Consider the following 19,206-nt stretch of genomic DNA (forward strand, 5'->3'; position numbering starts at 1 on the left):
AAAAATGGGAAAATTGCTCATCATTAAATTAATGAAATGTTATATTATAACAATAATAAAATCCTTTAATTTCTGTTGCTAAATTTTAAAAATAAAAAAGGACGCCTGTCAGACGTCCTTTTTAGATACAACTCAATAATTTATTAAATATCTGCTTCTAAGGCAGGTACAGACTGCTCAGCTTTTAATTTCCGGCGTTTAAATTGGTAAGCCACCATCAAACACAAGATCCAGCCAGGAATCATCATGACCGCAACACGCATATCTGGTGTTAAAGACATCACGACCAAAATACCCAGCATAAACAGTATGCATAGATAGTTGCTAAACGGATACATAAAGCTTGGGAACTTCGTTGTTTGCCCTTGGCGCTGCATATATTTGCGGAATTTTAAATGCGTCCATGAAATTACAACCCAGTTAATTACAATCGCTGCAACCACCAGCATCATGAGTAAACCAAATGCTTTTTCAGGGAAAATATAATTTAACAGTACACATAAAATAGTGACTGCCGCAGAAAGGATCACTGCATTGGTTGGAATACCGCGTTTATTAATACGTGCAAATACTTTTGGTGCATTTCCTTGTTGCGCAAGGCCTAACAACATACGGCTACTGCAATAACTTGTCCCGTTATAAACTGAAACAGCAGCAGTCAAAATCACAAAGTTTAATAACGTTGCAATTCCTTGGCTATCTAAAGAAGCAAAGACCATTACAAACGGGCTTCCTCCTTGTGCCATTTGGTTCCATGGGAACAGCGAGAATAAAACAAAAAGTGTCGCAATATAGAAAATCAAAATACGATAAATAATTTGATTCACAGCTTTAGGTAAAGTTTTATCAGGGTCACGTGCTTCAGCTGCAGTAATACCGAAAAGCTCAATACCACCAAAAGCAAAAATAATGACCGCCATTGCCATCACTAAGCCTTCAACACCAAATGGGAAGAAACCGCCAAGTGCCCAGAGGTTTGAAATGCTTGCCTGTGGACCTGCTGTGCCTGTTGCAAGTAGATATGAACCAAAGCCAATCATTGCAAGAATTGCTAAGATTTTGACAATAGAAAACCAAAATTCCATTTCGCCAAAAAACTTAACGTGTAGCAAATTAATGCCGTTAATTAAGACAAAGAAGGCTAAAGCAGATGCCCACGTCGGGATTTGCGGCCACCAATATTGAATGTAAAGACCAATTGCACTTAGTTCTGCCATACAGACGAGTACATTGAGTACCCAATAGTTCCATCCTGACATGAACCCTGCAAATGGTCCCCAATATTTGTAGGCAAAATGACTAAAAGAACCACTGACTGGCTCTTCAACCACCATTTCGCCAAGCTGACGCATCATTAAAAAAGCAATAAATCCTGCAATGGCATAACCGAGGATGACCGATGGACCTGCTAATTTAATCGATTGTGATATACCAAGAAAAAGCCCTGTGCCAATCGCCCCACCCAATGCAATAAGCTGGATGTGCCGATTACTCAAACCATGTTTCAGGTTTCCTTGCTCTTGTGCTGACATATGATTATTCTCATCCGTGTCACGTAATTTTTTTCCAATAAATTACGTATATCATAAATTGATCAAACTTTCATAGAGATTCATGAAAAAATAATTGCGTGACTTTTCTCATGACCGCGAATGAAAACAGAAAATACAAGAAATGACAATTATTATGAAATGTGTAATTAAATTATGTATTGCGTAATTTGATGAATTCAGTATTATAGAGACATGAAGCAATTGGTTGTGCTCGGTCTATATCAAACTCATAAGACAAAAGATGATCTAAGCAAAGGTTAAAACTTATTGAGTAGCTCAGTCCTAGACCGAACTTTTATTTGTATAAGACCCGAGATAAAGACAAGGAAGCGAAAATGGAACAAAAACTAAACTCTTTTATTGAAGTTTCACCTCAATCAGATTTCACTATTCATAATTTGCCTTACGGTGTTTTTAGCAGAGCTAACGAAAGTGAGCGTCAAGTTGGTGTAGCTATTGGTGATTGGGTGATTGATCTCGCTGCTCTTGAAAAGCACGGTCTTTTAAAACTTTCAGAACAAGACACATATTTTAACCAGCCTACACTGAATAAATTTATTGAGTCGGGTAAAGCCAACTGGTCAAAAGCTCGTAAGACACTACAGTCTCTTCTCTCGGTTGAAAATTTAACGCTTCAAGAAAATGAAGCATTGCGCCAAGAAGTTTTGGTTAAGCAAGACAGTGTTACTTTGCATTTACCACTTCAAGTATCTGGTTATACTGATTTCTATTCTTCTAAAGAACATGCCACCAATGTAGGCTGTATGTTCCGCGACCCTAAAAATGCTTTACTGCCAAACTGGACTGAATTGCCTGTTGGTTATAATGGTCGTGCTAGTTCTGTTGTAGTCAGTGGCACTCAAGTCGTACGTCCATCTGGACAAATTAAACTTCCAAATGAAGAGCGCCCAGTTTTCTCAGCTACGCGTAAACTCGATTTCGAACTTGAAACAGCATTTGTTATTGGTAAACCAACCGAGCTTGGCCAGCCAATCTCAATTGAAAATGCGTGGGATCATATTTTTGGAATGGTATTACTCAATGACTGGTCAGCACGCGATATCCAGCAATGGGAATATGTGCCTTTAGGCCCTTTCAATTCAAAATCATTTGCTAGTGCCATCTCACCTTGGGTAGTCACACTTGAAGCACTTGAGCCATTTAAAGTGGAAGGCCCAAAACAAGAGCCTAAACCTTTAGCGTATTTACAAGAAAATATCGCGAATAGTTATGACATTAATTTGAGTGTTGAAATTCAAAGCCCGAAATCGGCACAAGCTGACGTGATTTGCCAAACTAATTTTAAATATATGTATTGGTCTATGGCTCAACAGCTCACTCACCACACCATTGGCGGCTGTAACGTTCAGGTTGGTGATTTAATGGGCTCAGGTACTATTTCAGGTTCTACACCAGATTCGTATGGCAGCTTGCTTGAGCTTACATGGAACACCACCAAGCCTTTAACACTTGCCAATGGCGAAACTCGTGGTTTCTTGCAAGACGGCGATACACTCATTATGAAAGGTCATTGTGAGAAAAATGGTATTCGCATTGGCTTCGGTGAAGTTCGAAATACAGTCCTTCCTGCATTAAATTTCGATTTTGCAGAAACTTCGGAGCCTGACTATGAAGCTGTATAGTTACTTTCGTAGCTCTGCAGCCTACAGAGTACGGATTGGTCTAAACATTAAAGGTTTAGCTTATGAGACTGTTCCAGTTCATCTGGTAAAAAACGAACAGCAAAGCGAAGACTATTTAAAGTTAAACCGTAGTGCTCTAGTTCCGACTTTAATTGACGGCGATTTAACTTTGTCTCAATCATTAAGTATTTTGGAATATCTAGATGAGCAATATCCAGAAGCCAAACTACTTCCAAGTGATGTGCAAGAGAGAGCAAAAGTTCGCGCTTTTGCTCAAGCAATCGCTTGTGATATTCACCCGTTAAACAACTTACGCGTACTGAAATATTTAAAAAATGACTTAAATGTTTCAGATGAGCAGAAAAATTATTGGTATCAGCACTGGATTATTGAAGGCTTTCAAAATCTTGAGCAGCAACTTCAAGATTCAAATGGACAATTTTGCTTTGGACAACAAGCAACTATTGCCGATTGCTGCCTGATTCCACAGGTCTACAACGCGAAACGCTTCAAGATTGATTTATCTGCGTTTCCAAAAATTGAATCGATTTATCACCATTGTTTGTCTATCCCAGCCTTTTATAACGCGGCGCCAGAACAACAACCAGATTGGGAATAGTAAAAAGGAGTTTTAATATGACATTTGCGATTAAAAAAATACATCACGTTGCATATCGTTGTAAGGATGCGAAAGAAACTGTTGAGTGGTATAAAAAAATGCTCAATATGGATTTCATTTTAGCTTTTGCTGAGGACCATGTGCCGTCAACTAAAGCCTTTGACCCATATATGCATTTATTCTTAGATGCTGGTCAAGGCAACGTTTTGGCATTTTTTGAATTGCCAACTCAACCAGAAATGGGCCGAGACGAAAATACGCCTCAATGGGTACAACATATTGCTTTTGAAGTTGAAGACTTAAATGCGTTGATGGCTGCCAAGCAACATTTAGAAGAAAATGGCGTGAAAGTCTTGGGTGTGACCAATCACGGTATTTTCCACTCAATTTACTTCTTTGACCCAAATGGCCATCGTTTAGAACTGACTTATAACGATGCTCATGCTGAAGAAAAAATTGCAAAAATTACAGAAGAAATGAAAACTGAAATGCTAGAGGAATGGAGCAAAACCAAACGCGCTCCGCACCATACTCATTTCTTGCATGAAGAAGAGTTAGGAACCTAATTTTTAAAGAGCGTAATAAAAAGTCGGCATTGATTAGAATTGTTTTAACGAGCAGTTCTATATCAATGCCGATTTATATTATTTAAAACTGCTAAATTTCTAGAAAATTGCGCTATAAATAAGTAAATAGTGATTTTAGAAAATTGTTGGTTATTAAACATGTCAATTTCGCTAATAGAAAAAGGTGATTTCTATTTTTCACTAGGCTCAGGCATGATGTAAAACGCGCCAATTTCAATTTATGTTTTGATCGTCACTATTTAACAGCTGAAGTAAATTTATTAAGGGTATTTAAATGATTGAAGAAAAAGTATCTGGGGGGGTTCAATCACTTGAAGTCGGTTTATCTGTACTAAACGCCCTTTTGGAACACAATCAACCTATTATTCTCAAAGATCTATCGAGCAAGCTCGAAATGCATCCTGCCAAGGTTCACCGCTATCTGGTCAGCCTTATTCGCATGGAATATGCAAAACAGCTTGATGATGGCCAATATGCTTTAGGTGATCAGGCATGGCGCTTAGGTCTCAACTGTGTTCAGCATAGCGACACACTACAGCTGGTACAGCATTTAATTTACGACCTACAAAATAAAATTGGTTGCGGCATACAAATCAGTAAATGGTCACCAAAAGGTCCTGTCGTGGTTCAATCGATTGAATCAAACCACCCTATTTCGATTGTGACTAAAGTCGGCTCGATTATGCCTTTAGTCAATTCTGCTGCGGGACGTCTATTTGCTTCTTATCTTCCAGAGCACTTTGTTCGTCCCTTAATGGAAGCGGAATGGCAAAAGCATCAAGAACTTGGTCTAAACATCGCACCGCAAAACTGGCAAGCATTTACAGAGCTTAAAGACACTATTCGCCAGCAACAAATGTCGGCAGCGAAAGGCGATTTATTGACAGGAATTAATGCGGTAGGTTTACCTGTGTTTAATTCAAACCAAAGCATCGAGTTTTGTATTGTCGCACTGGATAGCGAAATGTTTTTACCAGTCGACCCTCACAGTAAAACGATTGAAATCTTGAAAAATGAAGTGAATCTCATCAATCAATATATTAAAAGTCGCTAATCAATAACCATAAAAAAAAACCAAGAGATCAAACTCTTGGTTTTTTTAGATCAGGAATAAAGCTCAGCTTATTTATTTAGTTTCTAAAACACCACGGCGAATCTGGTCACGTTCAATCGACTCAAATAACGCCTTGAAGTTACCTTCACCAAAGCCATCATCATCTTTACGTTGAATAAATTCAAAGAAAACTGGACCAATCATGTTTTCAGAGAAAATTTGCAATAACAGCTTTTTCTGACCGTCTTTAGTATTACCGTCAAGCAAAATACCGCGCTGTTTTAATTCATCAGTTGGTTCACCATGCTCAGGTAAACGATCTTCTAGCATTTCATAATACGTATTTGGCGGCGGAGTCATAAATTTCAGACCAAGGCCTTTTAACTTATCCCAAGTCGAGATTAAGTCATCACAAATAAACGCGATATGCTGAATACCTTCGCCATTAAAGTCAGATAGGAACTCTGCAATTTGGCCGTTTCCTTTGTCTGAATCTTCGTTTAACGGAATACGGATCTTACCGTCTGGCGCTGTTAATGCTTTAGACGTTAAACCTGTATATTCACCTTTAATATCAAAGTAGCGAATTTCTTGGAAGTTAAAGATTTTTTCATAGAAGTTTGCCCAATACTCCATACGGCCTTTGTAGACGTTATGAGTTAAGTGGTCAATCTCGTTTAAGCCTGCCCCTACTGGACGTTTCTCGGCATCATCAAAGAAAACAAAGTCATTTTCATAAATATCACGGTCAACTAAAAAGATTGGCATACCACCAATACCTTTAATTGCCGGAATGTTAAGCTCCATTGGCCCAACTTTTGAATACATTGGTTCAGCACCAAGCTCTACTGCTTTTTGGAAAGCCTTTGCTGCATCACGTGTTTTGAAACCCATCGCACAAGCAGATGGACCATGTTCATTAAAGAAGAATGAAGCATAAGATTCTGGCTGATAATTCAGGATAATATTGATATTTCCTTGACGCCATAAGTACGCTTCTTTCGATTTATGCTTGGCTACTTTTGAAAAGCCGATTGTTTCAAACACTGGATCTAATTCATTTTCTTTTGAAACAAACTCAATAAATGCAAAACCGCATAATTCTAATGGGTTCTCTAAAATATCCATCTAGTTTCCCTCTGGTGATTACCTGTTCCGTTTATCTCTATTGCTGATGAACTCAGCTCCTTTCTCTATAGAATACGTCATCATTGGGTGAGTATTTGAACCGTCAAAATGCCTTAACCCAACGCATCCTATGAGAAAAAAACGAGTCATTAAAACGAAGATATGATGAGCGTAGAGCCTTTAATGATTAATTTCCGTTCCATGTGGTGTTTGTTTTCCATACACACTGTCCTTTGTTATCTAAAAGTACGATTGAGATTTTTCAATAAACCCTTAAAAATCGTCTTTTCCTAAAAATCATTTATAGATTTATGGAGACCAACATCCTTGTTGGATCTCCAATGGCCATTTACCTTGAATTAGATGCTACTAAAAACAATTAAATTATGCAATACATAACTTAATTATGAATTGCATAATTTTAGTAATCTTTTAATTTGTCTGTTTTTAAAATCAATTGTCATATTCGATATTCTGTTTATGATTCTTTATCTTCAAAAATCTCTCTTGCTGTGAGTTTGGAAAACTATGCTTTTAGTCAGTGCATGTTTAATTGGTGAACCTGTTCGATATGATGGTAAATCCTGTCCAAATACCCGACTTAAGCAGCTATTAATCAATAAAAAAGCCCAAGCATTATGCCCAGAGCTATTAGGTGGTTTTACCACTCCCCGTTTACCCGCAGAAATTGTGGGCGGAACAGGTCAAGATGTGCTTGATGGCAAAGCAAGAATTACTGATTCATCTGGTTTAGATGTGACAGAGTTATATTTAAAAGGTGCTTACCGCACCCTAGAAGTTGCGCAGCAAATAAAAGCGACTTGTGTGGTTTTAAAAGAGAATAGCCCATCTTGTGGTAGCCAAAAAATTTATAACGGTACTTTTCAAGGTGAGAAAATTACGGGAGTTGGAATCACCACGGCGCTTTTGCAGCGCCACGGCTTTGAAGTAATTTCTGAAAATGAGATTGAAGATTGGTTAGTAGAACATCCTCTTTAAGAGTGTGTTGATCTACCTAATCAAAAACCTCTTAATTGTTTTCTAAAATGGAAACAGATGGCACTCATTAGACAAGCCACTAAATAACTTATGGCAGCCATCCACCAGAAGCCATAAATTCCCATCGCAGAAATCGAGATATTCTGCCAATGCAGTCCTTTATAGGCCATCCACCAACCACCGCCTAATCCGAAACATAACACCACGACCAGGAAAATCAGCATTGGTAAAATCGACACATCCCAACAACGCAGCAAAGAGGTCAATAACGTCATTAAGCCATCTAGAAAGTGAGACAGACACACAATCAACAGCAGTGATGCAGCTAAAATCTGCACAGCCAAATCATCTGAATAAAAGGTGACAATTAAGTCCCGCTCCAACCATAAACACAGGGACAAACTGCCACTCACTGCCATAATCACCCATATACTTTGTCTGGCAATTTTGTTTGCTTCTTGCATGTTCCCGCTGCCCATAGATCGTGACACTAAAATGCTATAAGCCGAGGCAATTGACGAAGGAAAAATAAACATGAAGCCGCCAGTACTTGCGACAATTTGATGTGCCGCTGACACCACACTCCCAAAAGGTAAAATCAAAATAGCAACCGAACAAAATGCAACAACATCCATCAACGCCATGATCGCAGTCGGTATACCTATTTTTAAAATCATACGCAGACTTTGTCGGCTATCTTCAACCGAACGTTCTGGATGTTCAATAAAGATGTATCTTTTCTCCAGAAAAAACAGGTAATAAACAGCCAGCATAAACCACCGTACAATAAGGGTGGCTAACAAAGCCCCTATGGCACCAAGTGGTGGAATTGAAAATAAAGCGACACCATAAATCAAAAGATAGGACAAAATAATTTTAAGAATGAAAAAAATGCTATCTGATAGTAAAACCTTATGCGCATTTTCAGTGACCTGAGACAAAGCTGTAAATAAGCGCATCAGTAAATGGGCGGGTAAAATAAATACCAAAGCCCAAATACAGTTTTTAGTAATTGACACAACATGTTCAGATGCACCAAATAATTTTGGTAAATCGCGGAACAAGTAGAGCAAGCCAATACTTAGCAATGCCGAACATAACATTAGCCAGATGCCTTGAATAAAAATTTGACGAATGCGAGGTATGTCATGGCAACCATAAGCTTCTGAGAGCTTGAGTATCACACCTTGCAGAATCCCCATACCAATGACATAAACCACTGTATATAAAGATAAGGTCACCGATAATGCTGCTACATGATCGTTACTAAAATGCCCTACATAAGCAATATCAATCAATCCACTTAAAACTAGAATTAAATTGCTTGAGAGCATGGGAATAAATAATTTAAAAATCTGATTCATCAAGGAAATGCCTTATTTTTCTTTACGATTTATACTCATATTCACGTTATTTTTAGTGCATCAATTCAAAGCAAAAGACATACCAGTTCTAGCTTTAGCTCCCCTAAAATATGCTTTAAATAAAAAGGCCAAACTATTCGTTTGGCCTTCTTTCCTAATGAATGTTGTTTATACAGTTATTCTTGTTTGTGTTTACTTGCCCAATAAGTCGCAAGCGCAGGCCCGGAAATATTATGCCAAAGACTGAAAATCGCGCTTGGTACAGCTGTAATCGGAGAAGCAGCAAAATGGACTGCTGCAAGTGCAACACCTAAGCCTGAGTTTTGCATCCCCACCTCAATAGCAATCGCCTTACTGTCCGCATAAGGTAATTTAAAGAAACGCGCTGCGGTAAAACCTAATAAATATCCAAGTCCATTATGTAAAATCACTACCACTAAAATGAGCAAGCCCGACTGTAAAATTGCTGCTTTGCTTCCACCAATAATGGCTGCCACAATGGCCACAATTGCAATGACCGAAACTAAAGGCATGACTTGAATATAAGATTCGACCTGACGTTTAAGCCATGTTCTTAAAATCAAACCAATCACAATAGGCAGTAGCACCACCTGCGAAATCGAAATAAACATCGAGGCTGCATCAATCTTTAGCCATTGGCTGGCAAGCAGATAGAAAATCGCAGGGGTTAATATCGGTGCCAAAAGTGTTGATACCGATGTACAGGCCACCGATAAAGCCACATTGCCTTTAGCCATATAGGTAATTACGTTTGACGCCGTTCCCCCTGGGCAACAACCCACCAAAATGACCCCAACCGCAATTTCAGGCGGTAAGTTAAATAATTTACATAGAGCATATGCTAAGCCCGGCATTACGACAAACTGCGCTACCACCCCAATCAATACCGCTTTAGGGCTTTGTAATACCCCTTTAAAGTCATCGACGGTCATGGTCATTCCCATACCAAGCATAATAATGCCCAAAATCCATGGAATGTACGCTTTGAGCCAGACAAAAAATTCAGGCTGCCATAGCGCTAGCGCTGCAAAAACAATCACCCATAGGGCAAAAGTTTTTTGAATAAATTGGGTAAAGCGTAGGAATGCAGCCATACTTTCTATCCCTAAAAATTAAAATATAAAAGTAAAAATCAGAGCAATATACTTAGTGCTTACTCAACAGATCAGTCGACTGAATACGGACAACACCTTGTCGCTGCATGGTTTGCCACGCGTGTTCTAACGAACCATTCAGATCAATCCCTTTACAAGCATCTTCAACCACTAAAGTTTTAAAACCTTGCTTAACTGCATCTAAAGCAGTCCATGCTACACAAAAGTCCGTGGCAATTCCGACCACATAAACCGTATCAATGCCACGCTCTTTTAGGTAACTGGTTAAACCGGTCATGGTGGCGTGATCTGCTTCCATAAAAGCCGAGTAGCTATCAATATGAGCATGAAAGCCTTTTCGGATAATCAGTTGAGCGGTCGGAATATTTAAATCAGGATGAAACTCGGCATCTTGAGTACCTTGTACACAATGCTTAGGCCAAAGCACCTGTGGTCCATAGTCGAGTTCAATGGTTTCAAATGGCTGCTTACCCAAATGATTGGCTGCAAAAGAGATATGATTATCCGGGTGCCAGTCCTGAGTCAGGACGACATTTTCAAAACAACCAGCAAGTTGGTTAATAGTTGGAATAATTATATCGGCATCGGCGACTGCTAAATTTCCACCCGGTGTAAAACCATTTTGTACATCAACTACGATTAAAACCGCATTTTGTGGTTGTTTATTCATTTTCATGTCATCTTCAATCCCAACTGGGAAATTGCATTCTATCTTGCCACAAAAAAAGCCCATATTAAGTAAGGCTCAGTCGAATCAAGCCGTATTGTTATGTTTACTGGGTATTCTTAGCGCGCAATAATGAAAACATCCTATCTTTTCCTCAAGTTTACATCGCGATTATCCGTTAGGCGTATTGTTCTTATGCGTCTGATCAGTCATAATTTGCATAATTGTCATTCAACAATCTGTTATTGTTAGAACTGGACAATCAAAATACTGCAACCATCCCACATTTTGTTTTTCTTACCTCAGATTCGGATGGATAAATAGGATATTTTTAAAAATGACTCAGCAAGCACAGACCATTCAAGGCTCAATCGTCGCAATCGTCACACCCATGTTGAAAGACGGCGGTGTAGATTGGAAGGGTCTTGAGAAGCTGGTTGAGTGGCACATAGAACAAGGTACAAACAGTATTGTAGCCGTCGGTACAACCGGCGAAGCCTCAACATTGAGCATGGAAGAGCACACACAGGTTATTAAAGAAATTATTCGTGTAGCCAATAAACGTATTCCAATTATTGCCGGTACTGGTGCAAACTCAACCCGTGAAGCAATCGAATTAACTAAAGCTGCTAAAGACCTCGGTGCTGATGCAGCTTTACTTGTAACGCCATATTATAACAAGCCAACCCAAGAAGGCCTTTACCAACACTATAAAGCGATTGCTGAAGCTGTTGAATTACCGCTTATTCTCTATAACGTACCTGGTCGTACTGGCGTAGACCTTTCAAACGACACAGCTGTACGCTTAGCAGAGATCTCGAATATTGTTGGCATTAAAGATGCAACAGGTGACGTACCTCGTGGTAAAGCTTTAATTGAGGCGTTAAACGGCAAGATGGCTGTGTACTCAGGTGATGATGAGACAGCATGGGAACTTATGCTTCTTGGCGCTGACGGCAACATCTCGGTTACTGCAAATGTTGCACCTAAAGCAATGAGTGAAGTATGTGCTGTTGCGATTGCCAAAGATGAACAACAAGCGAAGACGCTTAACAATAAGATTGCAAATTTACACAATATTCTATTTTGCGAATCAAACCCAATTCCTGTGAAATGGGCACTACATGAGATGGGACTGATTGATACTGGTATTCGCTTACCACTCACTCCTCTCGCTGAGCAATATCGCGAACCTCTCCGCAATGCCCTAAAAGATGCGGGAATTATTTAATAAGAGCAATTTATGATGCAATTACGTCTTGGTTTAGTCCTTGCAGTTTCAGCCTTAAGTTTAGCTGGTTGTGGTCGCTTCGCAATTAATAATCACTCTTTAGATTATAAAAATGCCAAGCAACTTGCCCCGCTTGAATATCCTGCCGATGCAACTGTACGACCAGCGACACCTTTGTATCCTGCACCAACTGTAGAACAGCGTGCTATCGATAACGCACCGAAGTTTGAAAATAAGCGTGGCAACCGTTATGCCTTGCCACGCCCTGAACAAACCCAAGGTAATGCGACACTAGATGCCTCTGCTCAAACGACGACTGCGCTTGGACGTCCTCAGCTTGTGACTGACGGTAATAAAAACCCGTTGTTAAAAGTTGATGGAAATACAGCCGAGATCTGGCAATACACCAAAGCAACTTTAAGTACTTTAAATTTCAACATCATCGCTCAAGGCAGTAATCAAGCGACGATTAAAGTAAATGACAATACTTATGTGCTTAAACTTACTGGTGTAGGTTCTAGTCATACTCTTGCTCTATTTAATGTAGATAACACTTTTGCAAGCCCAGATGTGGCTGCTGAAGTGCTAAACCAGATTTACCAAAATTGGCCAGCCTAGTCGTTTACTAGGCATTTTTTTTAAAAAGGTTCCCTCATGTTAAAACAAACCTTGCTCTATACTGGTAAAGCAAAATCTGTATATGAAACAGACAATGCCGACCATCTGATTTTAGTCTTTCGTGATGATGCCTCTGCGTTCAACGGCGAAAAAATCGAACAACTAGATCGTAAAGGCAAGGTGAACAACCGTTTTAACGCCTTCATCATGGAAAAACTTGCTGCTGCAGGTATTGAAACGCATTTTGAAAAATTGCTTTCTCCAACTGAAGTGCTTGTTAAAAAACTTCAAATGATTCCAGTTGAATGTGTAATTCGTAACTACGCAGCTGGTTCTCTATGCCGTCGCTTAGGTGTAGAAGAAGGTAAAGAGTTAACTCCTCCTACATTTGAATTGTTCTATAAAGATGACGGTCTAGGCGACCCAATGGTTAACGAATCTCAAGCGATTGCTTTAGGTTGGGCAACTGCTGAACAGTTAGAACAAATGAAAGTTTTAACTTATAAAGTAAACGATGTATTAAAAGCATTATTTGCTGAAGGCAACATGATTTTGGTGGACTTCAAGCTTGAATTCGGTGTTTTCCATGACCGCATCGTGCTTGGTGATGAGTTCTCTCCAGACGGCTGCCGTTTATGGGATAAAGACTCTAAGAAGAAACTCGACAAAGATCGTTTCCGTCAAGGTTTAGGCGGTGTTGTTGAAGCTTATGAAGAAGTTGCTGCTCGTTTAGGCGTAGATTTATCTGACATCTAATCAGTAAAACTTCATAAAAAAACCGGGCTAAAGCCCGGTTTTTTTATATTCAGCGCCATGCGCCCCAAACAATGTAGACAGATTTGTCTATTTCAATAAATTAACACTTGCATAAGCTTAATTTAAAACACTAAAATCTAAAAAAACACAAAGTACTTCACAATAATTAAATTTAAAAACTCGGGTGAACCTATGGAATTATCTAAGTTTGAAAAGAGATTAATGAATCATCCAATCCATTTTGGTGAAAATCCTCTGGTCCTATTAAATAACTTTAGCACTACTGCCTTAAAACAAGGCTGGAGTCAGGTAGAGGTTGAATCTGTTATTGCTAAAGCCTCTCAAGGCGACTATATGGCACTCATCCGTACTTTAAGAGCTTATACTTTTCTTTGATTTTGTGATTGATGATCCAGCCATTGTGCATTCAATTTATAAAAAGACACATAAAGCTGTTATGAATAGACTAGATTTATCCTGAACACTGCCTTAACAATAAATAAAACAATAAATATAAGATATTTATTCAGTGAGGAGTAAACCTGATGGACCATGAAATAGAGGAAAAAAAAGTCGAGAAAACTTTAAGCTGGCGTGAAAAAATGGCAGTCGAAGAACATGAGAAACTGTCACCCCGTCTGGTTTATGAAATTATCCGCCGTGATGGTGCCGAAGAGCTTGATCGTCCAACAACTGCATTGATCTTTTCAGGGATTGCCGCGGGTTTAGTCATCAGTTTTTCATTTGTATTTAAAGCGATTATTGCTGCTTATCTCCCAACTGATGCAGTCTGGACCGATTTAATCACTAATGTGGGTTATACCATTGGGTTTCTAATCGCTATTTTGAGTCACATGCAACTCTTTACCGAAAATACTATCACCACAGTTGTGCCATTATTTAATCCCTTTACTTTCGATAAATTACGAGCAGTGGGCCGCTTATGGGGTATTGTGATTCTATGCAACATCATTGGAACAGCTTTGGCGAGTTTATTTTTCCTAACTACTCACCTGTTTACGCCAGATATTGATAAAGCACTAGATGAACTCGCACATCATGTGGGCTCCTTTTCTGCAACCCAGAATCTGCTCAAAGGCATTATGTCAGGGCTGTTAATTGCTGCCTTGGTCTGGATGTTGCCTTCAGTCAGTAATAAGTTTCTGCTCATCTTTTTTATGACGTATTTGATAGGACTGGGTGACTTTACCCATGTAGTGGTTGGTTCTACAGAAATGTCCTATCTGGTCTGGCAAGGAGAAGCTTCTATTAGCAAGTATCTGTTTACTTTCCTCATCCCAACCACAATTGGTAATATTATTGGCGGTACAGGCGTGTTCACGCTACTGATTTATGGTCAGGTCACTGAAGAGCTGGAATAGCATAAAGCAGGAACTATTGTTCCTGCTGCCATCTGCGTTGCTGTAAACGCTCACCTTCAACCTCACGCTTATTTCTTGCAGACTCATAGAGTTTGGTTCCCTTCAACTCAGGCGGCAAATAGTCTTGCAGCACAAAGTGCTCAGGGTAATCATGAGGATAGAGATAATTAATACCATAGCCTTGCTGTTTCATAAGCTTGGTTGGCGCATTTCTCAAATGTAAAGGCACAGGTAAATTTGCTGTTTTTTCAGCAAGTTCAAGAGCCTTATTAATCGCTAAATAAGTACTATTACTTTTTGCACTCGTTGCTAGGTAAACTGCTGTTTGGCCTAGAATAATTCGAGCCTCAGGCATACCTACAGCTTGTACAGAGCGGAAACACTCACCTGCAAGCAATAGCGCATTTGGATTAGAGTTTCCGATGTCTTCTGAGGCTGCAATCAACATACGTCTTGCAATAAAAACCGGATCTTCTCCGCCTTTAAGCATACGAGCCATCCAATATAGCGTTGCATCTGGATCACTGCCTCGAATTGATTTAATAAAGGCAGAAACAAGGTCGTAATGCTGCTCGCCCGATTTGTCATAACGCGCAATATTTTGCTGAGCGACTTTTACCACAACCGCATTAGTAATCGTGTTTTCAACTTCTGGTTCAAAGGTGCTTGCAATCAAGTCCAGTAAATTAAGCGCTTTACGTGCATCACCTGCTGCGAACTGAATGAGCGCATCATATTCTTCTATATGAATGTAACGTTCTTTTAAGAATTTATCGCTTTGAAGTGCATTGTTGAGTAATATCTGAATTGCCTCACTGTCTAAACTATTTAAGGTATAGACCTGACAGCGTGATAAAAGCGCGCTATTCACCTCAAAAGATGGATTTTCAGTGGTCGCACCAATTAAAGTAATTTTGCCTTTTTCAACTGCACCCAATAAAGCATCTTGCTGAGATTTATTAAAACGATGAATTTCATCAATAAAAACTACAGGCGTCAGTAAATCACCACTTTCTGCAATTACTTCACGTAATTCTTTTACGCCCGTATTCAGCGCAGATAAGCTCACAAATGGACGGTCTATCGCCTGTGCCAAAAGTAAAGCAATCGTTGTTTTACCAACGCCTGGTGGTCCCCAAAAAATAATAGAAGGCAAATGTCCCTGATCAATCATTTGACGTAAGGGCGCATGTTCACCTAATAAATGATCTTGCCCAATAATTTCAGACAAGTCTCTTGGGCGCAGGCGTTCGGGAAGTGGAATATGGGTGTCTGACATCTCAAATGGCTTTATCGTCTTTTCACTATAGTCTATTGTGTCTCACAGAAATCTACAATTTGAATCTATGAGACACGTTCTTTATTTAAAGGCTCTTGCTTAGCATTAAGAGGGTTTCTTACTCAGCTTGAGTAAACGCGCATTTGAGCCATCTTCAATCACCCAAATCGAACCATCTTTTGCTTCATGCAACCCACGAATACGTTTTTTCATATCCAATCTTTGCACTTCTTTCACGGGCTTATGCTCTAAATCCACCACAATAATCGCTTCGGAAGATAACCCGCCAATTAAGGCTTTATTTTGCCATGCAGGAAATTGTTGTCCGCGATAAATGATCATACTCGATGGAGAGATAACAGGAGTCCAGTCAATTTCTGGTGCTTTAAACTCTGGCCGAGTGTGATGATCTGGAATAGGTTGGCCCGAATAATGGTCTCCATTTGAAACGATTGGATAACCGTAATTTTCACCTTTGGTAATAATATTAAGCTCATCACCACCTTTAGGCCCCATCTCAACCACCCACAGCTGTCCTTGGCGGTCAAAAGCCATACCTAACGGGTTACGGTGTCCCAGTGACCATATTTCAGCAGTGACCCCGCCTTGCTTATAAAAAGGGTTACCTACAGCCGCGGTGCCATCCTCATTTAAACGCAAGATTTTACCTAAGTTACTTTTCATGTTTTGGGCAGGATCAAACTTTTGTCGCTCACCTGAACTGACCCACAGCTTACCATCTGTACCAAAAAGCATGCGATGTCCGTAATGGCCTTGTCCTGAAACTTTGGGTACTTGCTGCCAAATCTGCTTTATTTCGTTAAGTTTTGGCTGATTAGGATGAGATAAATCTAGTTTCGCACGTGAAATCACTGCGCCAGATCCACCTTGCCCTTTTATAGCATAGCTGAGATAAACCCAATGATTCTTGGCAAAGTCAGGGTGTAAAATGACATCTCCTAAACCACCCTGTCCTCCATAGTTCACCGCTGGGACACCTTGCACATCCAACATTTGCTTATTTTTAGGGTTAAAAATTTTTAATTTACCTTGCCGTTCAGTCACTAATAAACGCTGATCAGGCAGACTGGTCACAGCCCAAGGCTCATTAAAATCTGAGACTGCTTCAACCTGATAAGTTTGTTTGACGGCAACAGACTGATTTGCTTTTGCAGTCGTATTTTGTTCAGGATTTTTTGAATTGGTATTATTAGACCCACAGGCCATTAACAAAAAAAAGCTACTACATAATAAGGGGGCTGCTAATCGTCTCATCATTTTTATCTCCTTTTGTTTTTATTGTTATATTACGGAGATGAGCAAAAAAATTACGATAAAAGTGTTACTTTATTATACGCTGTAATCAAACATTCTCTTTTAAGACTAAATTAGCGCACCCACCGCACAATATAATCTTCAAGATCATCTTCATGGACATCAACCTCAGAAATACAACGTCCTGCAACTGACTTTTTCGCCTTAACCACGCTTTGTCTCGAACCCGTATTTAAATAATGCCAAGAAGGTAAATTCTTTCCTTCATTCAAGCGCTTATAGGCACAGCTTGATGGCAACCAGTGGATTATTTTTAAAGACTCTACCGTTAATTGCAGGCAGTCAGGTACTTGCTGCTGACGATTCGGATAGTCCGCGCAACGCCCTGTACCACAATCAAGTAACTTACAGGCCACCTTGGTATAAGCCACCTCATGCGTATCTTCATCTTCTAGTTTTACCAGACAGCATAAACCACAGCCATCACATAAAGCTTCCCACTCAGCCTGAGTCAGTTGCTCTAAGGGATAGTTTTTCCAAAAGAGTGGTCGAAGTGAGGTCTCGGTAGACATAATCTTTTAACAGCTGATGAGATAAAACGATGTATCAGTATAGCATTGAAGTGGTCTGTACTAAAAAAGAAGCTGTATTTATGACATCACAAAATGATTGTTTAATATACATTTCAACCACATAAACGACACATTCCGAGTAAAAAACACGCTATATAGTTAAATGACAATGAAAAATAAGGAGGACAGCATTATGTTCCGTTGGGCGATAATTTTTGCAGTAATTGCACTCATTGCCAGTCTATTAGGGTTTGGTGGTGTTGCAGGGCTATCTAAAGACTTTGCCGTGATTTTATTAGTTGTAGCTGTAATTCTAGCTGTAATTGGGTTCATTTCTCGAGGCCGAACTTAATTTAATCATGATCACATAAAAAGAAGGAACTGGTTTCCTTCTTTTTTTATTGCTTATAGCTTTGTATCTTTTTCTTTTGATGTAGATTTTTACATAGTTATTTATTTTAGTTCTTAATTTTTATGCTTTAATCAAGCGTATTTAAATCGATTTAAATTTCAGGATTAATGTCATGAGTACTGCAATTAAAACCCGTGAAATTCAATATACTGCACCAGATGGTAGCCATTTAATTGGTTACTTTGCGGCTCCAGATAGCGAAACACCTGTTGCGGGTGTGATTGTTGCTCCTGAGTGGTGGGGACGTAACGAATATACAGAGCAACGCGCACGTGAACTTGCTGAACACGGCTATGCTGCGCTTGCAATTGATATGTATGGTGATAAAAAAGTTACAACCACCGCAGCTCAAGCCTATGAATGGATGATGCAGACATTTGAAGAGTTAGACACGGTGACTGATCGTGCCAATGCTGGGCTTCAAACTTTAGCTGCTCAGCCGGAAGTAAACAGTGAAAAAATTGCCGCTGTCGGTTACTGCTATGGTGGTAAAGTCGTATTAGATCTTGCGCGTTCTGGTACTCCACTAAAAGCGACTGCAACTTTCCATGGCACATTAACGCCTAAAGCTCCTGCTCAAAAAGGCGACATTCAAGGTGAAGTTTTAGTTCTACATGGTGAATTAGACAGTATGGTCACCTTAGAAGATGTTGCTAATTTTGAAAAAGAGATGCAAGCTGCTGAGGTTAAACATGAAGTAGTGGTTTTAGAAGGTGCTAAACATGGCTTTAGTAACCCGCTTGCCGATGAAAGAGCTAAAGCGAACGGTGTGGACCTTGGCTACAATAGCGAAGCGGAAAAACAAGGCCTTGCTAAAATGTACGCTTTATTAGATCGTACTCTAAAATAAAAGAAGCAAATTTGGAGCAAATGATTTTTTTGCATTTGCTCCCTTAAATGTTTATGACTTTGCAATATTTTTACTGTATTT

At 39.5% G+C, this 19,206-nt stretch carries 20 protein-coding genes; 12 read left to right on the top strand and 8 right to left on the bottom strand.

Going from position 1 to position 19,206, the window contains the following annotated elements; translation table 11 throughout:
* Positions 1-143: 143 nt before the first annotated feature.
* Positions 144-1,532, bottom strand: coding sequence for an amino acid permease (locus ACTJJH_RS06215; RefSeq protein ID WP_002119258.1), 1,389 nt, complete (start codon positions 1,530-1,532; stop codon positions 144-146).
* 356 nt (positions 1,533-1,888) lie between these two features.
* On the opposite strand from ACTJJH_RS06215, the gene fahA reads away from it, so the two are divergent.
* The 4 genes from fahA (at position 1,889) to ACTJJH_RS06235 (ending at position 5,456) form a co-directional block, all read left to right on the top strand.
* Positions 1,889-3,196, top strand: coding sequence for a fumarylacetoacetase (gene fahA / locus ACTJJH_RS06220; RefSeq protein ID WP_206260467.1), 1,308 nt, complete (start codon positions 1,889-1,891; stop codon positions 3,194-3,196).
* Positions 3,183-3,815, top strand: coding sequence for a maleylacetoacetate isomerase (gene maiA / locus ACTJJH_RS06225; RefSeq protein ID WP_347746680.1), 633 nt, complete (start codon positions 3,183-3,185; stop codon positions 3,813-3,815). Before fahA ends, maiA begins: the two co-directional genes overlap by 14 nt.
* A 17-nt stretch (positions 3,816-3,832) precedes the next feature.
* Positions 3,833-4,381 (top strand): VOC family protein, encoded by a 549-nt coding sequence (locus ACTJJH_RS06230; protein ID WP_002119119.1) that lies wholly within the window; start codon positions 3,833-3,835, stop codon positions 4,379-4,381.
* 295 nt (positions 4,382-4,676) lie between these two features.
* On the top strand, positions 4,677-5,456 hold the full coding sequence (locus ACTJJH_RS06235; protein WP_005066619.1) for an IclR family transcriptional regulator: 780 nt from the start codon (positions 4,677-4,679) through the stop codon (positions 5,454-5,456).
* A gap of 72 nt (positions 5,457-5,528) precedes the next feature.
* Here ACTJJH_RS06235 and hppD read toward each other — a convergent pair whose 3' ends face one another.
* Complete coding sequence (gene hppD, locus ACTJJH_RS06240) at positions 5,529-6,584, bottom strand: 4-hydroxyphenylpyruvate dioxygenase (RefSeq protein WP_002119157.1); 1,056 nt, start codon at positions 6,582-6,584, stop codon at positions 5,529-5,531.
* Positions 6,585-7,112: 528 nt separating this feature from the next.
* Between hppD and ACTJJH_RS06245 the strand changes: the two genes are divergently transcribed.
* Positions 7,113-7,583, top strand: a complete 471-nt coding sequence (locus ACTJJH_RS06245) for a DUF523 domain-containing protein (RefSeq protein ID WP_068929670.1) — start codon at positions 7,113-7,115, stop codon at positions 7,581-7,583.
* 20 nt (positions 7,584-7,603) lie between these two features.
* Here the strand turns inward: ACTJJH_RS06245 and ACTJJH_RS06250 are convergent, their stop codons facing one another.
* From ACTJJH_RS06250 to pncA, 3 genes are all read right to left on the bottom strand, one after another.
* The gene (locus tag ACTJJH_RS06250; protein ID WP_322977099.1) at positions 7,604-8,947 is read right to left on the bottom strand and encodes an MATE family efflux transporter; all 1,344 of its coding nucleotides are present in this window, start codon (positions 8,945-8,947) and stop codon (positions 7,604-7,606) included.
* A 176-nt stretch (positions 8,948-9,123) separates the two neighbouring features.
* Positions 9,124-10,062, bottom strand: coding sequence for a bile acid:sodium symporter family protein (locus ACTJJH_RS06255; protein ID WP_440600894.1), 939 nt, complete (start codon positions 10,060-10,062; stop codon positions 9,124-9,126).
* A 52-nt stretch (positions 10,063-10,114) separates the two neighbouring features.
* Positions 10,115-10,759, bottom strand: a complete 645-nt coding sequence (pncA, locus tag ACTJJH_RS06260) for a bifunctional nicotinamidase/pyrazinamidase (protein ID WP_141314603.1) — start codon at positions 10,757-10,759, stop codon at positions 10,115-10,117.
* A gap of 328 nt (positions 10,760-11,087) precedes the next feature.
* Between pncA and dapA the strand changes: the two genes are divergently transcribed.
* From dapA to ACTJJH_RS06285, 5 genes are all read left to right on the top strand, one after another.
* Positions 11,088-11,981: a 4-hydroxy-tetrahydrodipicolinate synthase gene (gene dapA / locus ACTJJH_RS06265; RefSeq protein ID WP_017386188.1), complete on the top strand. Its 894-nt coding sequence runs from the start codon at positions 11,088-11,090 to the stop codon at positions 11,979-11,981.
* A 15-nt stretch (positions 11,982-11,996) separates the two neighbouring features.
* Entirely contained in the window at positions 11,997-12,599 is a 603-nt protein-coding gene (locus ACTJJH_RS06270; RefSeq protein WP_002119179.1) for a hypothetical protein, read from the top strand.
* Positions 12,600-12,635: 36 nt separating this feature from the next.
* Complete coding sequence (purC, locus tag ACTJJH_RS06275) at positions 12,636-13,355, top strand: phosphoribosylaminoimidazolesuccinocarboxamide synthase (RefSeq protein WP_002119240.1); 720 nt, start codon at positions 12,636-12,638, stop codon at positions 13,353-13,355.
* 192 nt (positions 13,356-13,547) lie between these two features.
* Entirely contained in the window at positions 13,548-13,751 is a 204-nt protein-coding gene (locus ACTJJH_RS06280; protein ID WP_440600895.1) for a hypothetical protein, read from the top strand.
* Positions 13,752-13,900: 149 nt separating this feature from the next.
* Positions 13,901-14,737 (top strand): formate/nitrite transporter family protein, encoded by an 837-nt coding sequence (locus ACTJJH_RS06285; RefSeq protein ID WP_014207993.1) that lies wholly within the window; start codon positions 13,901-13,903, stop codon positions 14,735-14,737.
* Between the two features lie 13 nt (positions 14,738-14,750).
* On the opposite strand, the gene ACTJJH_RS06290 is transcribed toward ACTJJH_RS06285, so the two are convergent.
* From ACTJJH_RS06290 to ACTJJH_RS06300, 3 genes are all read right to left on the bottom strand, one after another.
* On the bottom strand, positions 14,751-16,016 hold the full coding sequence (locus tag ACTJJH_RS06290; RefSeq protein ID WP_440600896.1) for a replication-associated recombination protein A: 1,266 nt from the start codon (positions 16,014-16,016) through the stop codon (positions 14,751-14,753).
* A 105-nt stretch (positions 16,017-16,121) separates the two neighbouring features.
* Complete coding sequence (locus ACTJJH_RS06295; RefSeq protein WP_440600897.1) at positions 16,122-17,294, bottom strand: PQQ-dependent sugar dehydrogenase; 1,173 nt, start codon at positions 17,292-17,294, stop codon at positions 16,122-16,124.
* 110 nt (positions 17,295-17,404) lie between these two features.
* Positions 17,405-17,863 (bottom strand): YcgN family cysteine cluster protein, encoded by a 459-nt coding sequence (locus tag ACTJJH_RS06300; RefSeq protein ID WP_440600898.1) that lies wholly within the window; start codon positions 17,861-17,863, stop codon positions 17,405-17,407.
* Between the two features lie 193 nt (positions 17,864-18,056).
* On the opposite strand from ACTJJH_RS06300, the gene ACTJJH_RS06305 reads away from it, so the two are divergent.
* Together ACTJJH_RS06305 and ACTJJH_RS06310 are read left to right on the top strand one after the other, a co-directional pair.
* Positions 18,057-18,215 (top strand): DUF1328 domain-containing protein, encoded by a 159-nt coding sequence (locus tag ACTJJH_RS06305; RefSeq protein WP_002053759.1) that lies wholly within the window; start codon positions 18,057-18,059, stop codon positions 18,213-18,215.
* A gap of 172 nt (positions 18,216-18,387) precedes the next feature.
* Positions 18,388-19,125 carry a dienelactone hydrolase family protein gene (locus ACTJJH_RS06310; protein WP_440600899.1) on the top strand — a complete coding sequence of 246 codons (738 nt, stop codon included), beginning with the start codon at positions 18,388-18,390 and terminating at the stop codon, positions 19,123-19,125.
* Positions 19,126-19,206 lie beyond the last annotated feature (81 nt).

Origin of the sequence: Acinetobacter sp. 22301, assembly GCF_052045285.1 — a bacterium.
In the GTDB taxonomy this organism is placed as follows: Bacteria; Pseudomonadota; Gammaproteobacteria; order Pseudomonadales; family Moraxellaceae; genus Acinetobacter; species Acinetobacter pittii.